General features: G+C 54.9%; 27 protein-coding genes. 9 read left to right on the top strand and 18 right to left on the bottom strand.

What is annotated here, in order from left to right; genetic code table 11:
* Window positions 1-75: 75 nt before the first annotated feature.
* From KNP83_RS05450 to xerD, 4 genes are read right to left on the bottom strand one after another with little or no spacing between them, the layout of a single operon-like run.
* Window positions 76-1377, bottom strand: a complete 1302-nt coding sequence (locus KNP83_RS05450) for a pyrimidine-nucleoside phosphorylase (RefSeq protein WP_214761221.1) — start codon at window positions 1375-1377, stop codon at window positions 76-78.
* Window positions 1378-1405: 28 nt separating this feature from the next.
* Complete coding sequence (locus KNP83_RS05445; protein ID WP_214761218.1) at window positions 1406-2215, bottom strand: purine-nucleoside phosphorylase; 810 nt, start codon at window positions 2213-2215, stop codon at window positions 1406-1408.
* A 13-nt stretch (window positions 2216-2228) separates the two neighbouring features.
* Complete coding sequence (gene deoB, locus KNP83_RS05440; protein WP_214761216.1) at window positions 2229-3395, bottom strand: phosphopentomutase; 1167 nt, start codon at window positions 3393-3395, stop codon at window positions 2229-2231.
* 23 nt (window positions 3396-3418) lie between these two features.
* Entirely contained in the window at window positions 3419-4303 is an 885-nt protein-coding gene (gene xerD, locus KNP83_RS05435) for a site-specific tyrosine recombinase XerD (protein ID WP_021067635.1), read from the bottom strand.
* A gap of 226 nt (window positions 4304-4529) precedes the next feature.
* Between xerD and KNP83_RS05430 the strand changes: the two genes are divergently transcribed.
* From KNP83_RS05430 to KNP83_RS05415, 4 genes are read left to right on the top strand one after another with little or no spacing between them, the layout of a single operon-like run.
* Window positions 4530-5522: an ROK family transcriptional regulator gene (locus KNP83_RS05430; protein ID WP_214761214.1), complete on the top strand. Its 993-nt coding sequence runs from the start codon at window positions 4530-4532 to the stop codon at window positions 5520-5522.
* Window positions 5523-5533: 11 nt separating this feature from the next.
* Window positions 5534-6715 carry an MFS transporter gene (locus KNP83_RS05425; protein WP_214761213.1) on the top strand — a complete coding sequence of 394 codons (1182 nt, stop codon included), beginning with the start codon at window positions 5534-5536 and terminating at the stop codon, window positions 6713-6715.
* Window positions 6712-7092 (top strand): VOC family protein, encoded by a 381-nt coding sequence (locus tag KNP83_RS05420; protein WP_214761211.1) that lies wholly within the window; start codon window positions 6712-6714, stop codon window positions 7090-7092. Before KNP83_RS05425 ends, KNP83_RS05420 begins: the two co-directional genes overlap by 4 nt.
* A gap of 12 nt (window positions 7093-7104) precedes the next feature.
* Window positions 7105-7941: a Cof-type HAD-IIB family hydrolase gene (locus KNP83_RS05415; RefSeq protein WP_214761210.1), complete on the top strand. Its 837-nt coding sequence runs from the start codon at window positions 7105-7107 to the stop codon at window positions 7939-7941.
* A 48-nt stretch (window positions 7942-7989) separates the two neighbouring features.
* Here the strand turns inward: KNP83_RS05415 and fur are convergent, their stop codons facing one another.
* Together fur and KNP83_RS05405 are read right to left on the bottom strand one after the other, a co-directional pair.
* Window positions 7990-8469, bottom strand: coding sequence for a ferric iron uptake transcriptional regulator (gene fur, locus KNP83_RS05410; protein WP_016509373.1), 480 nt, complete (start codon window positions 8467-8469; stop codon window positions 7990-7992).
* 112 nt (window positions 8470-8581) lie between these two features.
* Entirely contained in the window at window positions 8582-9112 is a 531-nt protein-coding gene (locus KNP83_RS05405; protein ID WP_214761207.1) for an NUDIX domain-containing protein, read from the bottom strand.
* Window positions 9113-9188: 76 nt separating this feature from the next.
* Between KNP83_RS05405 and KNP83_RS05400 the strand changes: the two genes are divergently transcribed.
* The gene (locus tag KNP83_RS05400; protein WP_214761205.1) at window positions 9189-10019 is read left to right on the top strand and encodes an aldo/keto reductase; all 831 of its coding nucleotides are present in this window, start codon (window positions 9189-9191) and stop codon (window positions 10017-10019) included.
* A gap of 3 nt (window positions 10020-10022) precedes the next feature.
* Here KNP83_RS05400 and KNP83_RS05395 read toward each other — a convergent pair whose 3' ends face one another.
* Window positions 10023-10562: a PadR family transcriptional regulator gene (locus tag KNP83_RS05395; RefSeq protein ID WP_214720426.1), complete on the bottom strand. Its 540-nt coding sequence runs from the start codon at window positions 10560-10562 to the stop codon at window positions 10023-10025.
* 127 nt (window positions 10563-10689) lie between these two features.
* On the opposite strand from KNP83_RS05395, the gene KNP83_RS05390 reads away from it, so the two are divergent.
* Complete coding sequence (locus KNP83_RS05390; RefSeq protein WP_214761203.1) at window positions 10690-11004, top strand: thioredoxin family protein; 315 nt, start codon at window positions 10690-10692, stop codon at window positions 11002-11004.
* A gap of 32 nt (window positions 11005-11036) precedes the next feature.
* Here KNP83_RS05390 and KNP83_RS05385 read toward each other — a convergent pair whose 3' ends face one another.
* The 9 genes from KNP83_RS05385 to KNP83_RS05345 all read right to left on the bottom strand — a co-directional run bounded on the left by KNP83_RS05385 (window position 11037) and on the right by KNP83_RS05345 (window position 19347).
* Window positions 11037-11966, bottom strand: a complete 930-nt coding sequence (locus KNP83_RS05385; RefSeq protein ID WP_214761201.1) for an NAD(P)/FAD-dependent oxidoreductase — start codon at window positions 11964-11966, stop codon at window positions 11037-11039.
* Window positions 11963-12544, bottom strand: coding sequence for a CDP-alcohol phosphatidyltransferase family protein (locus tag KNP83_RS05380; RefSeq protein ID WP_214761199.1), 582 nt, complete (start codon window positions 12542-12544; stop codon window positions 11963-11965). The genes KNP83_RS05385 and KNP83_RS05380 overlap by 4 nt, the downstream gene beginning before the upstream one ends.
* Complete coding sequence (locus tag KNP83_RS05375; protein WP_214761197.1) at window positions 12544-13431, bottom strand: ABC transporter ATP-binding protein; 888 nt, start codon at window positions 13429-13431, stop codon at window positions 12544-12546. Before KNP83_RS05375 ends, KNP83_RS05380 begins: the two co-directional genes overlap by 1 nt.
* Complete coding sequence (locus KNP83_RS05370) at window positions 13428-14129, bottom strand: ABC transporter permease subunit (RefSeq protein WP_214761196.1); 702 nt, start codon at window positions 14127-14129, stop codon at window positions 13428-13430. The genes KNP83_RS05375 and KNP83_RS05370 overlap by 4 nt, the downstream gene beginning before the upstream one ends.
* Window positions 14126-14899: an ABC transporter permease family protein gene (locus KNP83_RS05365; protein WP_214761194.1), complete on the bottom strand. Its 774-nt coding sequence runs from the start codon at window positions 14897-14899 to the stop codon at window positions 14126-14128. Before KNP83_RS05365 ends, KNP83_RS05370 begins: the two co-directional genes overlap by 4 nt.
* Complete coding sequence (locus tag KNP83_RS05360; protein WP_214761191.1) at window positions 14886-16055, bottom strand: ABC transporter substrate-binding protein; 1170 nt, start codon at window positions 16053-16055, stop codon at window positions 14886-14888. The genes KNP83_RS05365 and KNP83_RS05360 overlap by 14 nt, the downstream gene beginning before the upstream one ends.
* 33 nt (window positions 16056-16088) lie before the next feature.
* The gene (locus KNP83_RS05355) at window positions 16089-16835 is read right to left on the bottom strand and encodes an SDR family NAD(P)-dependent oxidoreductase (protein WP_214761189.1); all 747 of its coding nucleotides are present in this window, start codon (window positions 16833-16835) and stop codon (window positions 16089-16091) included.
* Complete coding sequence (locus tag KNP83_RS05350) at window positions 16832-17809, bottom strand: MBL fold metallo-hydrolase (protein ID WP_214761187.1); 978 nt, start codon at window positions 17807-17809, stop codon at window positions 16832-16834. Before KNP83_RS05350 ends, KNP83_RS05355 begins: the two co-directional genes overlap by 4 nt.
* Window positions 17810-17910: 101 nt before the next feature.
* Window positions 17911-19347: an NADP-dependent glyceraldehyde-3-phosphate dehydrogenase gene (locus tag KNP83_RS05345; protein ID WP_214761675.1), complete on the bottom strand. Its 1437-nt coding sequence runs from the start codon at window positions 19345-19347 to the stop codon at window positions 17911-17913.
* A 227-nt stretch (window positions 19348-19574) separates the two neighbouring features.
* Here KNP83_RS05345 and KNP83_RS05340 point away from each other — a divergent pair, with 227 nt between their 5' ends.
* Window positions 19575-20450, top strand: coding sequence for a chemotaxis protein CheV (locus KNP83_RS05340; protein ID WP_214720440.1), 876 nt, complete (start codon window positions 19575-19577; stop codon window positions 20448-20450).
* Window positions 20451-20492: 42 nt separating this feature from the next.
* Here KNP83_RS05340 and KNP83_RS05335 read toward each other — a convergent pair whose 3' ends face one another.
* Entirely contained in the window at window positions 20493-20870 is a 378-nt protein-coding gene (locus tag KNP83_RS05335; protein ID WP_214761185.1) for an Hpt domain-containing protein, read from the bottom strand.
* 141 nt (window positions 20871-21011) lie between these two features.
* On the opposite strand from KNP83_RS05335, the gene KNP83_RS05330 reads away from it, so the two are divergent.
* Window positions 21012-21947 carry a magnesium transporter CorA family protein gene (locus KNP83_RS05330; RefSeq protein WP_214761183.1) on the top strand — a complete coding sequence of 312 codons (936 nt, stop codon included), beginning with the start codon at window positions 21012-21014 and terminating at the stop codon, window positions 21945-21947.
* Between the two features lie 38 nt (window positions 21948-21985).
* On the opposite strand, the gene KNP83_RS05325 is transcribed toward KNP83_RS05330, so the two are convergent.
* Entirely contained in the window at window positions 21986-23098 is a 1113-nt protein-coding gene (locus tag KNP83_RS05325) for a PP2C family protein-serine/threonine phosphatase (protein ID WP_214761181.1), read from the bottom strand.
* 161 nt (window positions 23099-23259) lie between these two features.
* Between KNP83_RS05325 and ytzI the strand changes: the two genes are divergently transcribed.
* The gene (ytzI, locus tag KNP83_RS05320) at window positions 23260-23427 is read left to right on the top strand and encodes a YtzI protein (RefSeq protein ID WP_021067657.1); all 168 of its coding nucleotides are present in this window, start codon (window positions 23260-23262) and stop codon (window positions 23425-23427) included.
* Window positions 23428-23448: the final 21 nt, after the last annotated feature.

Genomic DNA, 23448 nt, shown 5'->3' with positions numbered 1-23448 from the left:
CACACATTGCCCATTCTATCAAAAAAAAACGTCTGTCTCCACTATTTTGTGGAAACAGACGTTCTGACTTGTTACTTACTGGATGACAGCATGGACGAGCGGACGCGCCTTCGGCTCTGTCGCACCGATCGTATACGCGTGGTCCATCCGCTCGAGCGCAGACGTCACGTCTTCTTTGTTCGAACGGAGCACGGCGATCACGTCACCGGCCTCGACCTTGTCGCCGACTTTCTTCTCGAGCGTGATCCCAGCCGCGAAGTCGAGTTGATCCTCTTTCGTCGCCCGGCCTGCGCCGAGGAGCATCGCTGCCACGCCGACTTCGTCGGCGATGATTGACTCGACGTAACCTGCCTGCTTCGCGACGAACGTCGTCTCATATTTCGCTTGTGGAAGTTTCGACAAATCATCGACGAGCGATGCGTCGCCACCTTGGGCGGCTACGAACTGACGGAACACCTCGAGGGCATGACCGTCCGCCATCCGTTTCTCAAGGTCAGCGTACGCCTCGTCGAACGTCGGATAGAACTCACCGAGTACCGCCATATGGCCGGCAATCGTGAGCGCAATCGTCTTCAAGTCGTTCACGTCTTTGCCCGAGAGGACTTCGATCGCTTCCTTCACTTCGTTCGCGTTCCCGATTTCGAAACCGAGCGGTTGGTCCATGTCCGTGATGACGGCGACCGTTTGACGGCCAACGTTCTTCCCGATGGCCACCATCTCTTCGGCGAGCGCCTTCGCGTCATCGAACGACTTCATGAACGCGCCTGAACCCGTCTTGACGTCGAGGACGATGCTATCGGCACCGGCCGCGATTTTCTTAGACATGATCGAGCTCGCGATAAGTGGAATCGAATCGACCGTCGCCGTCACGTCACGAAGGGCGTACAGACGTTTGTCGGCAGGCGTCAAGTTGCCCGTCTGACCGATGATGGACATCTTGATATCGTTCACTTGCTTCGTGAACTGCTCTTCCGTCAACTCGACGTTGAAACCAGGGAACGATTCAAGCTTATCGATCGTACCGCCCGTGTGGCCGAGACCGCGACCGCTCATCTTCGCGACCGGAATCCCGATCGATGCGACGAGCGGGGCGACGATTAAACTGATTTTGTCACCGACACCGCCGGTCGAGTGCTTATCGACTTTTTTCCCTTGGATGTTCGACAAATCGATCACGTCACCAGACTTGACCATCTCCATCGTCAAGGCCGCTGTCTCTCTCTCTGTCATGCCGTTGAAGAAAATCGCCATCGAGAGAGCCGACATCTGATAATCCGGAATCGTCTCGTTCGTGAAGCCTTCGATGATGAAGCGAATTTCCTCTTCGTTCAATTCGCCACCGTTACGTTTTTTCAAAATCAAATCGACCATGCGCATAAGTTTCGTCCTCCTAGTTGGGTAGTGGTTACATGCTTTGAATCGTGCCGCGTACGAGTGAAAGGAAGTCTTGGCGGACGCGTTCTGTCGTCTCGATGACTTCTTCGTGGTTGAGCGGTTGATCTAAAATCCCGGCTGCCATGTTCGACACGCACGAGATACCGAGCACACGCATATCCGAGTGGCGGGCCACGATGACTTCTGGCACCGTCGACATGCCGACGACATCGCCGCCGAGGAGACGAGCCATCTTCACTTCGGCTGGTGTCTCATAGGTCGGACCCGTGTTCCCGAAATAGACGCCTTTTTGAATCGAGAGGCCGAGCTTCGTCGCCACATCTTCTGTCAACTTGACGAGCTCTTTATCGTACGCTTCTGACATATCCGGGAAACGTGTCCCGAAGTCGCTTGCGTTCTTGCCGATGAGCGGGCTCGTGCCGAAGAAGTTGATGTGATCCGTGATGATCATCAAATCGCCCGGGTTGAACGACTCGTTGCAAGCACCGGCCGCATTCGTGACGATTAGCGTCTCGACACCGATCAATTTGAGGACGCGTACCGGGAACGTGACTTGTTCCATCGAATAGCCTTCATAGAAATGGAATCGTCCTTGCATCGCGACGACGCGTTTGCCTTCGAGGTCACCGAAGACGAGTTGTCCAGCGTGTCCTTCGACGGTCGATACCGGGAAGTGCGGGATGTCCTCGTAAGGGATTTTGACCGCGTTCTCAATCTCGTCAGCGAGGACGCCGAGTCCTGAGCCGAGGATGAGTCCGATTTCTGGTGTTCCGTTCATGCGTTCCTGTAAAAATGCCTTTGTTTCGTTCCAATTTACCATGAGTGGTGCCTCCTCAAATTTCGTTTAAGAAACTCTTTCCGTGTGCTGGTGCATCGACATCGAAGTTATCTGCGACCGTGGCGCCGATGTCGGCGAACGTTCCCCGAATCCCGAGGTCGACTGCCGTCGCGCCGTGATGATGGACGATGAGCGGCACGTATTCACGCGTGTGGTCCGTGCCTGGTGCCGTCGGGTCGTTCCCGTGGTCGGCCGTGATGATGAGCAAGTCGTCTTCACGCAACTTCTCCATCACTTCCGGTAGACGGGCGTCGTACTCTTCCAGCGCGACCGCATAGCCTTCCGGGTCACGGCGGTGCCCGAAGAGCGCATCGAAGTCGACGAGGTTCAAGAAGCAGAGTCCTTCGAAGTCCTCATCGAGCGATTCGACAAGTTTGTCCATCCCGTCCATGTTCGACTTCGTCCGAATCGCTTTCGTGACCCCTTCACCATCGTAAATATCGCTGATTTTCCCGAGGGCGATGACGTCTTTCCCAGCCGTCTCGAGCGTGTTCATGACCGTCTTGCCGAACGGTTTGAGCGCATAGTCGTGTCGGTTTGACGTCCGGACCCAAGCGCCAGGTGTTCCGAGGAACGGACGGGCGATGATGCGTCCGAGCATGTACGGGTCTTCGCGCGTGATCTCACGGGCGTATTCGCAGATGCGATACAACTCGTCGAGCGGGACGACTTCTTCGTGTGCCGCGATTTGAAGCACCGAGTCAGCCGACGTGTAGACGATCAAGGCACCCGTGTTGACATGTTCTTCAGCGAGCTCATCCAAAATCTCGGTCCCTGAAGCCGGCTTGTTGCCGATGATGTCGCGTCCGCTGAACTCTTTGAGACGATTGATCAAGTCATCCGGGAACTCTTCAAAGACGCGGAACGGCGTATCGATATGAAGGCCCATGATCTCCCAATGGCCGGTCATCGTGTCTTTCCCGGCTGAAATCTCTTCCATCCGTCCGTAGGCGCTTGGCGTCTCCGACGGTTTGATTCCTTCAATCGGTTTAATGTTTGACAAACCGAGACGGCCCATGTGCGGCATGTTCAAGCCACCGTGTGCACGGGCGATGTGGCCGAGCGTGTCCGAACCGACGTCACCGAACTGATCGGCATCTGGGGATTCCCCGATTCCGACCGAGTCCATGACGACCAAGAAAATACGCTTAAATTTCTTCACAAATAGTTCCTCCTTTAGTGTCGTTACGCACGCGGGTGATGTTTTCGATAGACATCATGGAGTCGTGCCTTATTGACATGTGTGTAAATTTGAGTCGTGGAGAGGTCTGCATGCCCGAGCATCTGTTGGATGGCCCGAAGGTCGGCACCGTTCTCGAGCAAGTGCGTCGCGAACGAATGTCGGAGCACGTGCGGCGTGATCTCTTTCTGAATGCCGGCCTCTTTGGCCCGTCGTTTAATCATCTTCCAGAATCCTTGACGACTGAGCCGGCCGCCACGTCCGTTCAAGAACAACGCCTCGGTCTCCCGACCGCCGAGCCCGTTCCGCGCCTGCTGGATATAGCGTTCGACAAAACTTTGGGCGACCGATGACACCGGGATGATTCGGGCGCTCTCGCCTTTGCCTTCACACTGTAGATACCCCAATTCAAACTGTAAATCATCCAAATCGAGCCCAAGAAGTTCACTGACGCGCATGCCCGTGCCATAGAGCAGTTCCAGCATGGCCCGATCGCGCAGCGCCAGCGGGTCCGACGTCGGAACGCTGTCGAGCAACCGCTCGACTTCATCTTGCGACCACGTGTCCGGTAGATGGCGCTCTGCTTTCGGCGTCTCTAAATAGAGCGCCGGGTCGGTCGTCGCCCCACCCGTCATCTTTAAATGATGATGGAACGTCCGAATCGAACTGACGGCCCGCCGCAATGACGAGGCGGCTCGACCCGCTTGCGATAACTCTTCCATATGCTTGACGATATGTGCCCGCGTGACTTCATTCCATTCCGTCACCCCGAGTTGGGTCAGTGTCGATAAGTACTGGGTCAAATCGCTCGCATAGGCTTGTCTCGTGTTCGTCGACATCCGTTTTTCTACCGTCATGTACTGCAAAAATGACTCGACTTGCGAACGCATGACATCCCCCTCCTTCCTCGTTACACCTGAATACGCTTACATCATATCACTTATGTAAACCGTTGTGAAGACGTCTGACCTCATTTTTTTTTAAAGCTTTTTTGTGACAGATTTCGGTGAGGTTTTCACGCATATATTTCGATTAAGGGCTTACAAATCCCATCATGATTTGGTACACTCAAGTCGACTTATTAAAATGATTTAAAAAGTTTGAAAGGAGTCTTCTATGGACCAGACCACTACAAATCTGACGGTCGCCGTCAGACGCCAACTCGTCTTAGGTGGGCACTCGACCATCGCCGCCATCGCAGAAGCGACCCGGCTCAGCTTTCCGACCGTCAAGAAACAGGTGGAACAGTTGATGGAAGCAGGTGAAGTGTTCGAACAAGGTTTTGAGGACTCACGCGGTGGCCGTCCAGCCAAACGTTACATCTATAATGAGCGGTTCAGGCACGGATTGACGCTATACGTCGAGAGGTCGGTCGTCCGCTATCGTCTCATCGATAGCATCGGTACGACGCTTGACGACGGGACGCAGGCGATTCTAGATGGGGACCATCTCGGTGCGCTCGGCTCGGTGCTCGACCGACAGTTGGACCGAACCCCCGACGTGAGCGCGATCTCCATCGGTGTCGCGGCGGCCGTCGCGGACGGGACGGTCATCTTCGCCCCGGACTATCCGACGTTCGCACACCTCGACTTGAAACGTTGGGTCGAGTCACGTACCGACCGCCCCGCCGTCATCGAGAACGATATGAACGCCGCCGTCTATGGATATGGGCATACGCACGAACTCGCCGACGACCAGTCCATCGTCTACATCTATTTAGGAAAGAACGGACCCGGTGCCGGGATTCTCATCAACGGACGGCTCATCCGCGGCAAGACCGGGTTCAGCGGAGAAATCTCGTTTTTGCCGCTCTATGACGACGCGACGTTCCATGATCGGATGGAGAGTGAGCGATCGGCCCCGCTTTCGGATCTCGCTTTCGATGCGCTCGGTCGGCTTGTCGCGACGTTCACCGCGACGCTCAATCCGAACGCCATCATTTTTTCGGATGTCGACCTCATCGATGTTGAGTTGGAGGGGATCAGGAATGCTTGCCAGCGTCACATTGCGGTGGCTCACATCCCGGACCTGTTGATCGGCACATGGGAGGAAGATTATTTCGCAGGCTTGGCTCGACGTGGCGTCGGGTTGATGCTTGAATCGATTTGAAGAGGTGGAATATGACAGGATTTTTATTATTGACGGTGATTTACGTTGCCTTTATCAGTCTCGGCCTGCCCGACGCCTTGCTCGGTGTCGGTTGGCCGTTGATGCACGTCGAGTTCAACGCCCCGATTTCAATGGCCGGATGGATTTTTATGACCATCGCCGCAGGAACGATTTTATCGAGCCTGTTCAGCGGCCGGTTGCTCGAACGGTTTGATACGAAGCAAGTCACGTTCGGTTCCGGGCTCGTGACGGCTCTATGCCTGCTCGGTTTTTACGCGGCCCCGTCCTTGGTTTGGCTATTCGTCCTCTCGATCCCACTCGGACTTGGCGCCGGGGCGGTCGATGCCGCGCTCAACCATTACGTGGCGGAAAACTATAAGGCGCACCATATGAATTGGCTCCATTGTTTCTGGGGCGTCGGAGCGACGGGCGGACCGCTCGTCATGGCCGGCGTCTTGAAGGAGAACGGTTGGCGCGACGGCTATTTGATCGTCGCATTGATTCAATTCGCCCTCGCCTTCATCTTGCTCCTGTCGTTCCCGCTCTGGAAGCGTGAAGTAAAACCGGAGCCATCGTCGCACGAACGACAAGAGACGGCCGTGACCGCGCTCGATCGAAAATTGCCGAAAGGCGTCTCGTATGCGCTGGCGACGTTCCTACTCTATTGCGGGATTGAAGCGCTCATCGGGCTATGGGCCAGCAGTTACCTCGTCCAGATGAAACAGTTCTCGGTCGCGACGGCCGCGACGTGGGTGTCTATCTATTACGGCAGTATCACGCTCGGGCGTTTCTTGAGCGGGTTCCTCTCGTTCCGCTTCACGAATCGACAGATGATCCGTCTCGGGCAATCCCTCGCCCTCATCGGTAGCCTCGTGTTTCTCATTCCGGCGATCGAAGCGATGTTGCTCGGCTTGATTTGTATCGGGCTCGGCTTAGCTCCGATTTACCCGAGCATGCTTCATGAGACGCCGCAACGGTTCGGTGCGGAACGGGCAAAACGATTGATGGGCTTCCAGATGGCGTTCGCCTACACGGGTAGCACGTTCCTGCCCCCGCTATTCGGGCTCGTCGTGTCCCAGACATCGCTCGGCCTATTCCCACTCGTGGCCGTTTTGATAATGGTCGGGATGCTCTTGAACACGGAACGCTTGAACATCATCATGCAACAACAATCAAAGGAGGAACCTTCATGAAGATTGAACACGTCGCCCTCTGGGTGAACGACCTTGAACACATGCGCCGCTTTTACGAGACGTATCTCGGGGCAACGGCGAACGACAAGTATACGAACGAACGGAAACAGTTCGAATCCTATTTCCTGACGTTCCCTGATTCGACGTGCCGACTCGAGTTGATGCGCCGCCCGGACATCCACGGCACACTTCGCGAGGCGGTCGGTTACGCGCACATCGCGTTCGCCCTCGGCAGTAAAGCTGCGGTCGATGCGTTGACAGACCGGTTGAAGGCCGACGGCTATGCACTCGTCGACGGTCCGCGGACGACCGGGGACGGCTACTACGAGAGCGTCTTCTTCGATTCGGAACAAAACAAACTCGAATTGACCATATAAGGAGACGACACCATGATCAAAGCCATCTTGTTAGACCTCGACGGAACGTTATTGAACGATCAAAAACTCATCTCGCCCCAAACGAAACAGACACTCCTCGACCTGCAGGCCGAGGGTGTCAAAGTCGTGCTCGCCTCGGGACGACCGAAACGGGGCATCGAACCGTTCGCCGAAGAGCTCCGGCTTCACGAGTACGGCGGTCTCCTCGTCTCCTCGAACGGGGCATGTGTGACCGATGCCAGAACAAACGAGACGCTGTTCGAGCAGGCCATCGATCAGGACGACGCGATTGCCATCTTGGATCATTTGACCGGATTCGATGTCATCCCGATGATCAATGATGAGACGTATATGTACGTCAATGACGTGTTCAGCGGCATGCTCGAGTTAAATGGCAAGCCGTTCAATATCATCGAATATGAGTCGCGCGGCGGACGGTTTCAATTGCGAGAAGAGCCAAGACTCGCCGATGCCATCGCGTTCCCGATTTATAAGATTCTCGTCGCCGGACAGCCGGACTATCTACAGGAGCACGCCGACTTGCTCGCCGGACCGTTCACGGACCGCGTGACAGGCATGTTCACGGCCGCCATGTACTATGAATTCACGGATCTCGGGATTGATAAGGCCCGGGCCCTCGATCACGTGTTCCGGGAGATCGGAATTGACCGCGAGCATGTCATCGCGTTCGGGGACGGCCATAACGACCGGTCGATCATCGAGTATGCCGGCATCGGTGTCGCGATGGACAACGCCGTCGAAGACATCAAAGCCATCGCGAACGAAATCACACTGTCGAACAATCACGATGGCATCGCCACCGTCTTGTCCCGTTATTTGGCGACGTGACGACATACAAAAAACAGGCAGCCCCTTTAAGAGGCTGCCTGTCTTGCATTATCCATTGATGACTGCTTTGTGACCTTCGAGCGTGACGCCTTTGGCTTGGCAGACTTTACAGATGCCGTGAAACGTCAAGCGATGGTCTTTGATTAAAAATTCATATTTGCTTTCGACTTTCTTCTCGACGTCGACGAGCAAGTCTTCCATGATCTCTTCGACCGAACCGCACTCGACACAGACGAGATGGTGGTGCGAATGGTTCGCGCCTTCCGGTCTGAGGTCGAAACGTGCGACGCCGTCACCGAAATTGACTTTGTCGACGACACCGAGCTCCGTCAACAGCTCGAGCGTCCGATAGACGGTCGCGAGCCCGATTTCCGGTGCAATGCTTTTGACGAGCATGAACACGTTCTCCGCGCTCAAATGGTCCGTCTCATTCTCAAGTAGAATCCGGACAGTTGATTCTCGTTGCGGTGTCAATTTATATCCTTTGGCGCTCAATTGCTGTTTGATCCGTTCAATTCGCGTTTCCATAAGGCGCCCCCTCTTAGCATAATTCACTATTCAAAGCATACCGAAGTTCGTCCGGTTTTTCAAATTAAAATGATTCCTATGTAAGTGTAACATAACTCACTCTAGTTTAGAATCATTTCAATTTAGATAATTGCCACCATTGAATCGCCATAATCGTCTTCGCGTCCGTGATGCGTCCACTCGCCAGCAAGTCGACCGCCTCGTCGAACGTGAAACGTTGGACTTGTAAAAACTCATCCTCATCGAGGTTCATCGGACCGGCCGTCAAGCCGTGGGCGACATAGACGTCGACCCGCTCGCTACAAAAACCGGGCGCCCCATAAAATGAGAAGATTTTTTCGAGCGTCTCGGCCGTATAACCCGTCTCTTCTTCGAGTTCGCGTTTCGCGCTCGCGAGCGGTTCCTCGCCGACTTCTAGTTTTCCGGCCGGAATCTCGAGTGACATCGATTCGAACGCTTTCCGGTACTGTTCGACGAGGACGATGCGGTCGTCTTCATCGACGACGAGAACGGCGACGGCTCCGTTATGGTAGACGAGTTCGCGGACCGAGGTGCCTCCGTTTGGGAGCGAGACGACGTGTTTCTCGACGTTAAAGATCTTTCCTTCGTAAATGACTTCCCGTTCAATCGTTTTCTCTTCCATTTGTATGTACCCCTCACTTTTCCTATATACTGTGATTATGATTCATATCGTCAGACGGAACAAGGAGGAATTATCAATGGCAGAGTTAGGGTTAGGAACCATGTCGATTTTAAAGCACGGGGAAGCGGAAGGTCGTCGAATTTTAGAGGCAGCCTTTGACGCCGGGATTCGGCATTTTGATACGGCCGACGTCTACGATCATTTCGAAGTGGAACGGCTTGTCGGTTCGACATTCGCCGGACGCCGGGACGAACTGTTCTTGACGAGCAAGGGTGGGAACGTGCGAACCGAGGACGGGATGCGCTGGGATCCGAGTGCCGCGTATTTGGAACAGGCGCTGGCCGGTTCGCTCGAACGTCTCCAGACCGACTATTTGGACTTATATTACGTCCATGGCGGCACAATCGAGGACGACCTCGATGAGACGATCGCCTTCATGCGCCGTCAAAAACAAACCGGGGTCATCCGACAAATCGGATTGTCCTCGATTCGTCCGAACGTCATTCGCTATTGGCTCGAACACGGTGAGCTGGACGTCTTGATGACGCCTTATTCGTTGCTCGATCGTCGTATCGAATCGCTCGACCTCGACATTCCGATCGTCGGGCGTGGCCCGCTCGCCAAAGGGCTATTGACCGCCGCGTGGTCAGAACGCTTGTCGGACAAAGGTTTCGAGGCATGGTCTGCATCCGAGTTGCGGGACGTGTTGCCGACGATGCCGACACCGATTCAAGCGTATGCCCTCGCCGCCGCGAAACGGACGTGTGCCGTCGTCCTGCCAGGTGCCTCTTCGGTCGATCAATTGAACGACTTGGTCGTCGCCAATCAGGCCGACGTCGACTCGGACGAACTGGACGAGCTGTTGACACGGTTGCCGGTCCATCCCTACACAAAACATGCGACCTGAACGTCAGGTCGCATCGGTATCACGTTGTTTCATTTGTTCGATGGCCCAATCGGCCCAACCCGCATAATTTTCCATCATCCGAATCGCATACTCGCTCGTCAGTAAATACCCGAGCGTATCGGCCTCAGATTGATGGGCCGCTTGAAACGCCCGGATTTGATGGGCGACTTGCTCGTGATGCGCTTTCGTCTCCTCGACGTAGCGAATCGCCTCGTCGAGCGGGAGCAACTGTAACAGGCTGACCCGGAGCAAGTTCTCGTCTTTCATCTTCGGTTGGTACGAGGTCGGTTGTCGGAGCCAGTCAATCAATTCTTGACGTCCCGTCTCGGTAATCGAGTATATCTTCTTGTCCGGTAAATCATGTTGGGCCACGTGCTCAGAGGAGACGAGAGCTTCGTCTTCCATTTTTAACAGTTCACGATAAATCTGTGTATGATGGGCGTGCCAAAAATGAATCATTTGCGCTTTGAACGTCGCGTTCAAGGCATAGCCGGTAGCGGGTTGATGGGTCAATAACCCGAGTAGTGCATGACGTAACGCCATAACCATCACCTATCCCTTGCGGTTCTATTTTTATTAGTGTATCACATATTGCGGCGCGACCGAGAATGCCAATCGGTTGACGCCCATTGCGATTACTTAGACAATATACGTGAAGGGAGAGATTTTTATGAAACCGATTCAATCCGATCAGCAATTCCAAGAAGCCATTCAAGATAAAGGCATGGTCGTCTTCACGACGTCATGGTGCCCGGACTGCCGTCGACTCGATATGTACGTCGACGAACTCGTCAAAGACTACCCACAGTTCAACTGGTACGTCGTAGACCGCGACGAGTTGCCAGAGCTGTCGGACGCCCAAGAAGTGCGCGGCATCCCGTCGCTTCTCTTCTATAAAGAAGGCGTCAAGCAAGAACACCTCCACTCGGCGAACGCCAAGACGGAGATGCAAATCCGCTCGTTCCTCGATACGTTGAACGCATGAAAAAGACGACCCTCGCGGTCGTCTTTTTTTATTCAGTTGAATCGCTCGATGTAACGTCGGTCAATCGTCCGTTTCAAATGGTACGGCAACCGTCCGTGCCACGTCCACTTCCCATACGTCAAGAGCGCCCGTCCCGGAGTCGTCAATAAGATATTGAGCGACGTCCGCGCTTTGAATGGCCGCGGTGTGCCGAGCAAGAGGCGTGCGACATGCCGCCCCGAACGGACGGCATCGACGCCGCCGTTCAACCGGGCCGCCATATCGCCGGTGACAAAGATGTCGCGATAGACCGGGTGCCGCAAATCGTCCTCGGTCTCGATGAACGCCGTTGCTTCGGCCAGCCCGGCCGTTGACCACCAGTCGTCGGCGACGACACCGGTCGCATCCAAGACGAGTCCGTCCTCTTGTCCGGGTTGGAACGGGGACATGATGAGCGTCACGCCGCTCCGGACGAGACGACGTGCCATGCGCTGCGCGACACGACGCGGGAGTTCCGGCAACAGACGACGCGCATACAATGTCACGCGCCGCCGATTCCGGATGCAGGCGAAGGCGAGCTCGACCCCGGCCTTGCCGCCGCCGACGATCGTGATGGCCCCGCTGTCCCTAATCTCATGTATGACATGCGGCGTCATCGGCTTTAACTTCGTCCCAATCCCGCGACTTTTCGCACCGGTCGCGAGCACGAGAACGTCGTAGCCGACTTGTCCGCGGTCGGTCTCGACGATTCGGGCATCCGGATCGAGGCCGACGAGGCGTTGGGCGACCGGCGTGACGTCTTGTCGCAACCGTGTCGTTGCCGATTCCATCTCCCCGGCAATCACTTGCGGGAACGCACCCGTATAAATCGTTTCACGTTCCCCGATGTATTGGACGTCATATCGTTCCCGGAGCGCGTCGAGCTGCTCGAGAATCTCGAGCTGTCCATGTCCGAGCCCGACGAGAACGAGACGCGGCTTCATCGTAAAATCCGCCGCGCTTCGAACAAGCGCTGCAAAATGGTCGCCACTTCAAGGACGAGGAAAATCGTAGCGATGACGCCGATCCACGTCGGGAATAAAATCATGAGCGTGAACAAGAGGAAACATTCCGTCCGCTCCAAAATCCCAGGTTGATAATAAAATGATTTCTCCGACCGACGGGAGCTGCTCGCGCCGACGGCGAGAAACAACGTCATCGCCACGACGAACGAACCGAGCAACAGCAGAAAGATCGGCATATGTTCTGGATGACGTAAGGCGAGCGCGATGACGACGGCAATCTCGACGATCCGATCGAACACGAGGTCGAGCACCGTCCCGAAGCCCGTCTTCTGCGAACGTCGCGCCATCGTCCCATCGAGGACGTCGAACAGACCCGACACCCACAAAAGCAAGACGGCCGTCCACAGCATGTCGTTATAAATGAACAGGCCGACTGAAACGCCGATGATGCCCCCGAGGATGGTCACTTCATTCGGGGTGAACTTCCATTTCAAGAGCCGATCGGCCCCGCGCTCGATGACGGGACGAACGAACCGGCTACCGTATGTGTCTAACATCAAATTCCTCCTTGTCTCTTCCGTAAATAATACGTTTCACCGTCCCGGAACGATTCATGACGCGGCAAGATGACGTATTCTCCGTGCGTGCGGCGATACTCTCCGAGACGATGCCCAAATCGCGTGAACGACCGGACGAGCTCGACCGGATCGTCCGTCGGGGCGTCCGTCACCTCGATGTGAATCGAGGCGGTCAAATCCGAGCCCAGTTTGATAAAATCGCCGAACGTCGATTCCGTCTCGCCTAACGCTTGCGGGGTGCCGCTCGCACGGATATGTCCTGCTTCGAGCAACGTCACCCGGTCAGCGACCAGCATCGCTTCTTCCCGGTCATGCGTCACGAGCAACGCCGTCAACCCGAGTTCACGGACGAGGTCTCGAATCAGGCGCTGCAACTCGTATTTGAGTTCGGGATCCAGGTTCGTGAACGGTTCATCGAGCAGAATGAGCCGCGGTGAAGCCGCGAGTGCCCGGGCAAAGCTCACCCGTTGTTGTTCTCCGCCCGAAAGCTCGTGAATCTCAGCGTCATAGCGACCTGCCAGTCGGACGCGGGCGAGCCACGTCTCCGCTTCTTGACGCGACCGGTTCGGCGTGGCCAACGTCACGTTCTCGCCGACCGTCAAATGCGGGAACAAGAGTGGGGATTGTGACAGCATCGTGATTCGGCGCAAGTGAGGCGGCACTCCGTCGAGCGACGTTTCGTCCCACCTCACCGTGCCCGCGTCTAGCGTCTCAAGACCGGCGACGATGCGGAGCAACGTCGACTTTCCGGACCCGCTCACCCCGACGAGGGCATGAATCTCGCCGCTTGGGATATCTAAATCGATGCCGCGTAGCACGTCGCGGTCTTTAAAGCGTTTGTGGACGCCTGATAACACTAAACTCATTGTAACCGCCCTTTCACCAATCTAATCCAGATGCCGAACAATCCACCGATTCCAAGATAGAGCAGGACCGGCACGAGGATGAGCACCCATGTGTTTTGTAACGCCAACGCGAAGTCATTGCCAGCATAGGCCTGGTAGAGCCGGGTCGTGACCGTCGGGATGAGTCCGGCCCCCATCAATTGGACGAGCACGAATTGACTCAACACGATGACGGTCGAGAACAAGACGATCGTCCGAATCGTCTCTTTCAAGAGCGGGAACAACACGAGGCCGAACCGGCTCCACGGGGCGAGCGTCAACGTCTGTTCGAGGAGCGGTCGACCAATCACGTACATGGCGTTATACGCCAACCGAATCGAATACGGCAGCGTCGTGACGAGTAACACGAGCCCGACGCCGATGTGGGTGCCAACCAAACCGAGTTGCGCCAAGGCGATATACATCCCGAACATGGTCGCTAGGACCGGGATGAAAAGCGGGAGGAACGTGAACCATTCGACTGCAGTCTTCCATCTCGATTCAGTGAACATGAGCCACCATGCCGTCCCGATGCCGAGCCAGACGTTGACGAATCCGAGTACGAGGACATAAACGACCGTATTACCGATCGCCTCATCCCAGTTGAACGTGGCCGGGAACGCCAAAAACAGCCCGACGAACGGGAACAGAATCAGACCCGCGGTAAGAAATCGACTCATCGTCTCATCCCCCGCTCGATCCGCCGTCGTCGTTTAGCCGTCAGCGTATAGGAGCCGATGACACCGATAAAGATGAACAGCGTCCAGACGAGCGCAACGGCGTACGACTCGAACGCATTTAAAAACAGCCCGGTCGTCAACCGTTCATACGCGAGCACCCCGAGCAGTTCGGGGAATGTGACCCCCAATAAGGCCGGCACTTCATAAGCGAACGAAATGAACGCGACGAGCACCCAAAACGAGTCGAGGAGCGGTTTGACGAGGAACGGCCATTCGGCCACTTTAAATTGTTCGAACGGCGTCAGTTGAAGCGTCTTCGCCATGTCGACGTAACCCCGGTTCAGTTGGGCATACGTCCCGATCACCATCAAAAACACGAACGGCACTTCTTTCCAAACGTACGTCAAGATGACGACGAGGTGGTGACGTTCGTTCGCCTCCACCACCCCATAGAACGGGAAGCCACCCGAGAACAAGACATAAAATAAATACGCGGCCGCGACGTGCGGAACGAACATCGGCCATCTGAGCAGTGACGCGAGCCATGTCGACCGGCGCCGGTACACCGACCGGGCGAGCCATGTCCCGATGACAAGGGACACGGCCGTCGCGACGAGTGTCACATACAGCGTCACGGCGAGACTGGCGCGCCAGGCCGCATCGTTCAACTCAGACCAGTCGAAGCCGACGGTCTCGTAAATCAAGAAGGCGACACCGGTGAACGGCAAGGCCAGAACGAACAGACTGATCCATAGACTACTGCGCGACACGTTCCCACTCCTCGCGAATCGCGTCAATCACGGCCGGCCCATAGTCGGGAATCGAGCGGTCGGCGAGACGTTCCGGGTCGGGATAGGTGACCCCTTCATCGAGCTTCAAGAAGGCGTCACGGTCTGACGCATCGAGTTTCGTCAAATCGAGCGACGTCCCGTCTCCCCAGTACGTCGCGTCTTGTTTGGCGAGCTGGGCTTCGGGAGATAGTAACTCGTTGATGACGACGAGTGCACCGTTCGGATTGGTCGCGTTGAACGGGACGGCGAGAAAGTGTGTCGAGGCGATCGAATGTTCGAGCACGAGCGCCCGTGTCCCGTTCGGAAACACGCCGTCGTTGCGTTCCGCCTCGGCGCGCCGCTCATTGAAGCCCATCGTCATCCAGACGTCACCCGCGGCATACAACTGGTCGAGCTGGGCGAGCGATTTCGGATACGTCGACCCTTGTTTCCATAGGTGCGGCGACCACGTCGCAAGCTTCTCCCAGAATTCGTCTGGAATCTCACCATCGCCGGCCGCAGCACCATACTCGGCGTACAACAGATGCCGGACGAACGCGTTTCCGGTGAAGTCTGTCACTTCAGGATACGTGAAACGGCCCGGATTTTCTTCGGTCCAACGATGTAATTCGTCGAACGTCGTCGGTGGATTTTTCACGTTGTCGGCATCGTAATGCAATACGAACTGGACGTTGCCCCATGCGACCTCGAGCCCGTTCGTCGGAGTGCCCGCATCGGTCGCTTGCGCTTCCTCGTTCAACAGTGCGGCATTCGGGATCTTATCGAGCAGGTCGCCCTGCAACAAGTCCGCCTCGGCGGCGTTACGGAAATTGTCCCCGTTGATCCACATCAGGTCGATGGTGCCTTCTTCTCGGTTCGCCCGCTTGTCGAGCGACAATTGGCGCACAAATTCGGCCGTGTCCATCGGGACGCGGTTCAACTCCACGTCATACGTCTCTTTCAGACGGGGCGCGACATATTCATCAATATAGCGATTGATGCCGTCATCGCCTCCCCACATATAAAAATTGACCGTCGACTGTTTCGCTTCTTCTGCTGCTTGTTCGAACGTCGGTGCGATTTCGGCGCGCGTCGTCCCGCAGGCAGCGAGGAAGATGAGTGACAGTATCAAGCCAAATTGTTTCAATCGGCGCATCATAGCTCCCCCTTTTTCTCTGTGTTGACACATTTACTTTCTGTCAAATCCCCGTTTTGCGAGCTGTTCGAACATGACCGGGCACATTGCGTACAGTTTGGCACCAAGGTCCATCCACCACGGGGCATTCACTTCACGTTTCGATGCCTCACACGCCGCGACGACGCGTTTCGCGAGACGATCGGGATCGAGCATAATCGATTTCACGCTCGCCTCGTAACGTCCGCTCTTGTCGGCCCGCAGAAAGAACGGCGTCGCAATCGGTCCCGGATTGACGGTCAACACATGAATCCCAGCCGGCTTCAGTTCTAACCGGAGCGCGTTCGAGAACTGGAGCAGCGCCGCCTTCGATCCGGCATAGACGGCCGATTTCGGGGTCGGAACTTTCGCCGCTTGCGAGCAGACGTTGATGATTGTACTGCCACGGCGCATCGTCCGCGCACAGTCACGTGCCAGCAACATCGGGGCGGTCGCGTTCAAGCGCATCGTCTCCTCGATGACGTCGGTCGTTTGATCGACGACCCGGTCGAACTCCCCAATCCCGGCATTGTTCACCCAGACGTCAATCGCTCCATATGTACGTTCGACTTGTGCCACGAGCGTACCATAGTCGGTACAGACGTCGGCCACCATCCAATCGGCCGATAATTTCTGTCCGAGTTCGCGCAATCGCTCCTCATTTCGTGCAATCAACGTCAATCGGGCACCCGACTCATAAAAAGAATGCGCCAACGCGGCCCCAAAGCCGCTCGACGCACCCGTGATGACAATATGTCTCATTCTACGATTTCCTCCGCTCTCACATAAATCCATTTTCCGTCCGCCAACTGTTTGACGATACGCCCCCGTTCCTCGAGCAATGTCAAACGGGCGAACACTTCACTGAAGACGAGCGGCATCGCCCGCCGCATCTTGCGCCCGTACAGGCGCATCGACCAATCGAACACGCTCAAACCGTCGACCCAGTCGTTAAGGAGCAAGTCGCTCCGCTCATAGCGTTGGCTGATCCGGGCCTCAATCAACGGAAGCGGCTTGTGAATCGGTTCCCCGTGCCCGCTCACGACGAGCTTCAAATCGACCGCTTGCAGTTTCCGTAACGAATCGAGATAGAGGACGACCGGCGAGGCGAACCCTTCACCTTCGTACGGTTGTTCGATGAGCGGATTCGGTTCGACCGCATCGATCAAATGGTCGCCCGCAATCAACACGCCTCCCGGACCGAGCAGTCCGAGCTGGTCACTCGCATGTCCGGGCAGATGAATCGTCTTCCAAGCCCCGTCGGTCGTCACATCCTGCCCGTCCTCGAACGTCATCGTGACGGTCGTCGGACCAATCCAGCGCAACGCCTCCCGATAATCGGGCAGTTTGTTGACAATCGCCTCCGGTGTCCCGAACCAGTGCGCCAAGTCGTGTAAGAACTGATTGCCCCGTTTGATGAAGTTCGGGGTCTGTTCCAAGTAGCGAACGAGTTTCTCATGCCCGTAGACGGGAATCGAGGCGTCCCGCAGACGCCACGCCTGTCCCGCATGGTCGGCATGATGGTGCGTCAAAAATAAAAAATCAATATCTGCGAGCGTCAGTTCGAGCTCGGCCAATTGCGTCGTCAATGACGTCCACGCCTCTTCCGTGTCCGGTCCGCAATCGACCATAAAGAAACGGTTCATATGTTCGACGACATAGACGTTCACATTGCCGACCTCGAACGGCGTCGGTATATCGAGTCTTGCCAGTTGGCTTGAAATCCAGTTCGCCACGTCCCCACAACCCCTTCCACCTATCTTCACTCATTATACCTGTCCGAAAGAAGGGATTTCAATCACACAAAAAAAGGAGAGGATTTCTCCTCTCCGATGTCTTATAGGTTGATGACGGTGACTTTATCACGTGTCATCGTCTCGAGGCTGCGTCCAATCCCTTGAACGCCGAGGCCTGACTGCTTCACGCCGATGAACGGGAAGTGGTCTGGGCCACGTTCCGTGCGACCGTTCACTTGGACCGTACCGACTTCAAGCTTGTCAGCGACCGTGAAGGCACTGTTCACGTTTTGTGTGAACACGCTCGCTTGAAGACCGAACTCAGACTCGTTCGTGAGTTCAATCATCTCGTCGAGCGAGTTGACGCGGATGACCGGCAAGACCGGTCCGAACGGCTCTTCCCAGGCGACACGCATGTCACGCGTGACATGGTCGAGAAGCGTCGGGTGCAAGAGATTGCCGTCGCGCTCGTTTCCGTGGACGACCGTCGCTTGTTTGTTGATGGCATCGTCAATCAAGCCTTGGACGTAATCCGCCGATTTCTTGTCGATGAGCGGGACAATGAAGCTGTTATCGACCGGTGAACCGACCGTGAGCTTCTCGACACGCTCTTTCAACATGCCGACGAGTTCGTCTGCTTGGTGCTCGAGCACAAAGACGCGCTTGATAGCCGTACAGCGTTGTCCTGAATACGAGAACGCCCCGCTGACAATTTGATCAGCCGCAAGCGTGAGGTCTGCGTCTTCGAGGACGAGCGCCGGGTCTTTTCCGCCAAGTTCGAGCACGACAGGTACCATCGATGCCTGTTGTGACAAGTGTTGACCCGTCCCCGTACCGCCTGTGAACGTAATCATGTCGATTCCAGGATGCGACGTCAAGTAGTCACCGATGACCGACCCGCGTCCTGTGACGAGGTTCAAGAGACCGCTCGGAAGACCAGCGTCTTGGAGAGCCTCAACCATCTTCACACCACTGATGGCACCTTGTGTCGCCGGTTTGAAGACGACCGCGTTGCCGGTGATGAGCGCCGGGGCGATTTTGGCTGCTGCCAAGTTGACCGGGTAGTTGAACGGTGAAATCGCGAGGACGACACCGAGCGCTTCTTTCTTGATGATTGCCATCTTGTTTTTCGAGCCGCCAGGGAATGAGTCCCCTTGCATAAAGCCGCCCGTGAAACGAAGACCTTCTTCAGCCGTATAACGGATGATTTCTGCTGTCCGAACGACTTCTTTTTTCGCGTCGCTCAAGTTCTTCCCGACTTCACGCATGATGATTTGACCAATCTCATCGACACGTTCTTCGAGTTTATCTGCCCAAGCGTACAACAGTTCGGCACGCTTGTTGACCGGAAGCGCCGCCCATTCCTGTTGTGCGCTTTTCGCGCCGTGAATCGCCTCGTCGACTTCGTCGCGAGACATCGCCTGGACGTGCCCGACGACTTCATCTGTATAAGGTGAAACGAGTTCGATTGTTTCGTTCGTTGTTGATTCCTGCCATTGTCCATTAATTAAATATGGATACGTGTTCATACTCATAATCTCTATCTGCCTCCTGAGTAAGCTTTGATATCTCGTTGCCACCCCCATTGTATGCAAAATCAAATCGGTTGAACAACTATAAAGATTCAGTTTATGTAATGTAAACGGTTACGCGTCAATTTTTTGTCAATTCCGCCTCGACTTTGCCACTTTCAACTGAAGATGTTCATCAAATCGACCGATAGAAGAGATGAGAGTACGTGAACTAGGAGGGACCACCAGTGAGCATGGATCATAATATTTTACTTGAGGCAGGCACGAACGAATTAGAGATTGTCATTTTCCAGTCAGGCCCGTTCATTTTCGGGATTAACGTCATGAAGGTACGTGAGATTATCACGATGCTTCCCCTCACTCCGCTCCCGGGCACTCCGGAAGCGATCATGGGATTGATCGAGCTCCGCGGTGAAGTCATGACCGTCATCGATTTACCGATGGTCATCGGACATCCACGTGACGTCGGGGACAATGATCGCTTGATTGTCTGTGAGTTCAACGGAGAGAAATCGGTGCTCCGCGTCGATCAAGTGACGGAGATTAAACGCATCTCTTGGGAACAGATTGACACGCCGTCCGATCTCGCGCGCGGCATGCAAGGTATCACGAACGGGGTTGTCAAGACCGGCGACCAAATGATTATCCTCCTCGATTACGAGCGCATCGCCCTCGAGCTGTCCCGTAAGGACATTATGGCCCGCGAGTCGGTCAAACGCCTCGGTGCCCGGGAGCGCTCGAACAAACATGTCTGGATCGCCGAGGACTCGGAGATGCTTCGGACGCTTATCATCGATACGCTCGATGACGCCGGCTATTTCAACACGACCATCTTCAACAACGGGAAGGAAGCGCTCGATGCGTTCGAACAAAGCGACGTCCAGTGTGACTTGCTCATCACCGATATCGAGATGCCGCAAATGGACGGGCTGCATTTGACGAAACGACTCCGCGACATGGATCGTTTCGCCGACTTGCCGATTGTCATCTTCTCGTCGCTCATCTCGGACGATTTGAAACATAAAGGCGACGCGGTCGGGGCAAACGCTCAAATCACGAAGCCGGAGATCGGCATCTTGATTGCCACCCTCGACGAATTTTTAGCCTAAACCAAAAAAACGGGACGTCGCCTCATGGCGAAATCCCGTTTTTTATGAAAATTTATTTAATCGCGCATCCCATTCCTCATCGAAGCGTCGCATATCGGCCTCGATGTCGTCGAGAATCGGTTCGAGGTTTTCGGTCTCGTTCGTCTCCCCTGCCACTTCGAGCTGATGGTAACGTGCGGCCGTCTCATCGAGTCCGACCGAATAAGAGGCCCCTTTCAACAAGTGGGCGAGCTGTTCGATTTGTTCATGGTTCCGTTGCGTCACCATACGTCTCAATTCAGGGAACTTCGCCTCGAATTGACGGATATATGTCTCGGCAATCTTTTTCAAGAAATCTTTATTTCCGCTAGCGATTTGATGGAGCTCCGCCAACTTTTCTTCGTTAAACAGAGCATTATGGGGCGTTTGTGACAACTCCATCCCTCCTTTACCTCAATCCTACTAACATTCCTACCCACTGTAGCATGTTTTCGAGAAAAAACAAAAAAACTCCTCTTTTTCCGATTGCACTCTCTCATTCGCCTACCTATAATTAGGTTGAGCTAAGGTAGGAGGAACATTATGCTAACGATTTACCGTACCGACGCATCTGGGCGTGTCGACGAAATCGAAGACTTTGACAAAGGGAGCTGGATTCAACTCGTCAATCCGACGAAAGACGAGGCCGATCAAGTCATCGCTGCCTCCGGCATTCCTGAAGATTTCGTTTATGACCCGCTTGATATTGAAGAAAAACCACGATTTGAAAAAGATGATGAGGGTCTCCTCATGATCATCGACGTCCCTTACGTTAAAGAAGACGACACGGGACGCACTTATAATACGATTCCACTCGGGATTATCGTCACCGGACGCCATTTCATCACCGTCTGTTCGCGTGACCTCGACGTGCTCAATTTGTTCGCCAACGGAAAAGCCCGTCTGTTCCGGACGAACTATCGGAGCCGGTTCGTCTTTCAGATTTTGCACCGAGTCAGCATGACGTACTTGCGCTTCCTTCGCCAAATCGATCGGCGCATGGACGAGCTCGAGCAAGAATTGCAACGTTCGATGCGAAATCAGGAAATCTTTCAACTGATGAACTTACAGAAGTCGCTCGTTTACTTCATGACGTCGCTCAAAGCGAACGACAGCGTCCTTGACCGCATCGTCAAAACACCGAGTCTCGAGAAGCACGAGGAAGACGAGGAACTGCTCGAGGACGTATTCGTCGAGCACCGCCAGGCGATGGAGATGGCGTCGATTTATAACGACATCATCAGCATCAAAATGGACGCCTTTGGTTCGATTATCTCGAACAACGTCAACTTCGTCATGAAGTTCTTGGCTTCCATCACGATCGTCCTCAGTATCCCGACAATGATTTCCGGGATCTTCGGGATGAACGTCCAAGTGCCGTGGGAAGGCCAACCGATCGGCTTCGTGTTCGCCATTACGATGATGATCGGTTTCTCAAGCCTCGCCTTTTACATTTTGTGGCGCAAGCGATATTTCTAAAAAAAGATGGTGTTGCCCGTTCCGGCGACACCATCTTTTTACATCACTTTGACCGTGACGAGACACAGGTCATCGTCAATCTCGATTTTCGGGACGAGCTGTTCGGCGACGTGACGCGCGTAGTCAAGCCCGTAAGAAACGACGTCCTTCTCGAGCCAGCGGATCCCGTCATCGATGTCTTTGCTGTAGCATTCCATCAATCCATCCGTATACATATGCATCGTCATACCCGGTTCGATCTCGATGACGTTCGACTCAAAATTCGGCTCCTCGAACATGCCGACCGGAACACCGGTCGTCTCGAGACGCGTCACACCCGAGTCCGACGTCACAATGACCGGCGGGTGACCGGCGTTGACGTACTCGATTTGCCGTTTCGTCGTGTCGATATAACAATAGACGGCCGTGAAATAACTTTGCATGTCCTCTCCTGAGAACAAGAACGTCATCTGACGGTTCAACTCACTCATCACATCGACCGGGTATTGGACGTTGCTGACGAGGCCGGGCAAAATCGAGCGAATGCCCATCGTGATCAACGCTGACGAGACACCATGCCCCATCACATCGAAGATGATGACCCCGTAGCGGTCAGGGGCGACCTGGAACCAGGCGTACATGTCCCCGGCCAATTTTTTGGACGGCAAATATAGCGCCCGGACGTCAATCTCGTCGTTACTAATCGGCGGGGTCAACGCGCTCTGTTGAATCTTTTGCGCGAGATCGAGGTCGTATTGGAGCCGCGCCTCATATTTCTTCCGTTCGTCGACGGCCGCTTTGTAACGGAGGGCGGAGCGGATTCGCGCGAGCAGCTCCGTGATTTTAATCGGTTTCGTCGTATAGTCGGACGCTTCGGCGTCGAGACCTTCCGCGATCTGTTTTTCCTCGGTGCGACCCGAGACCATGATGACGGGAAGTTCCTCATAGCCGCTCATTTGGCGAATCCGTTTGCACGTCTCGATTCCAGAGATGCCTGGCATCTCGACATCAAGCAGGACAAGGTCGTATAGCGACGGGGCTTGCGGGTCCATCAGGAGCGCGAGCGCATCTTCACCACTCGAGACCGAAATCGTCTCATAATCATGTTGATGCAATAATTGTTCGAGAACCATCGTATTGACCGGTTCGTCGTCCACAATCAAAATCGCCATAGTCATCCCTACTTTCTCTGTCAGTATTCTTCTATACATTATTGTATCATATCTAATCGCTCCGTTAGGTATTTCAATGCTGTGACAGTTCGACGTGATTCAAAGATGGAGAATCTCGTCTGTTTTTGGCATACTGAAAGTACGAAAGCGAGGAATGCCGTATGGGATGGATATTCGCTGTGAGCGGTTTGATTATCTTGCTCGTCTTGATCGCGTCGATCGTCGTCATTCAAAAAGGATATGCCTATAAAGACAACAAGGACGACATCGTGCTCGATTACGATGAGATCAATCGCCGCATCACGGAAGAAGAACAGCAGAAAAAATAGAGCCATCGGCCGATGGCTCTA

This window comes from Exiguobacterium sp. s146 (assembly GCF_018618415.1).
Lineage (GTDB): Bacteria > Bacillota > Bacilli > Exiguobacteriales > Exiguobacteriaceae > Exiguobacterium.
This window is presented reverse-complemented; position numbering and strand designations above follow the sequence as displayed.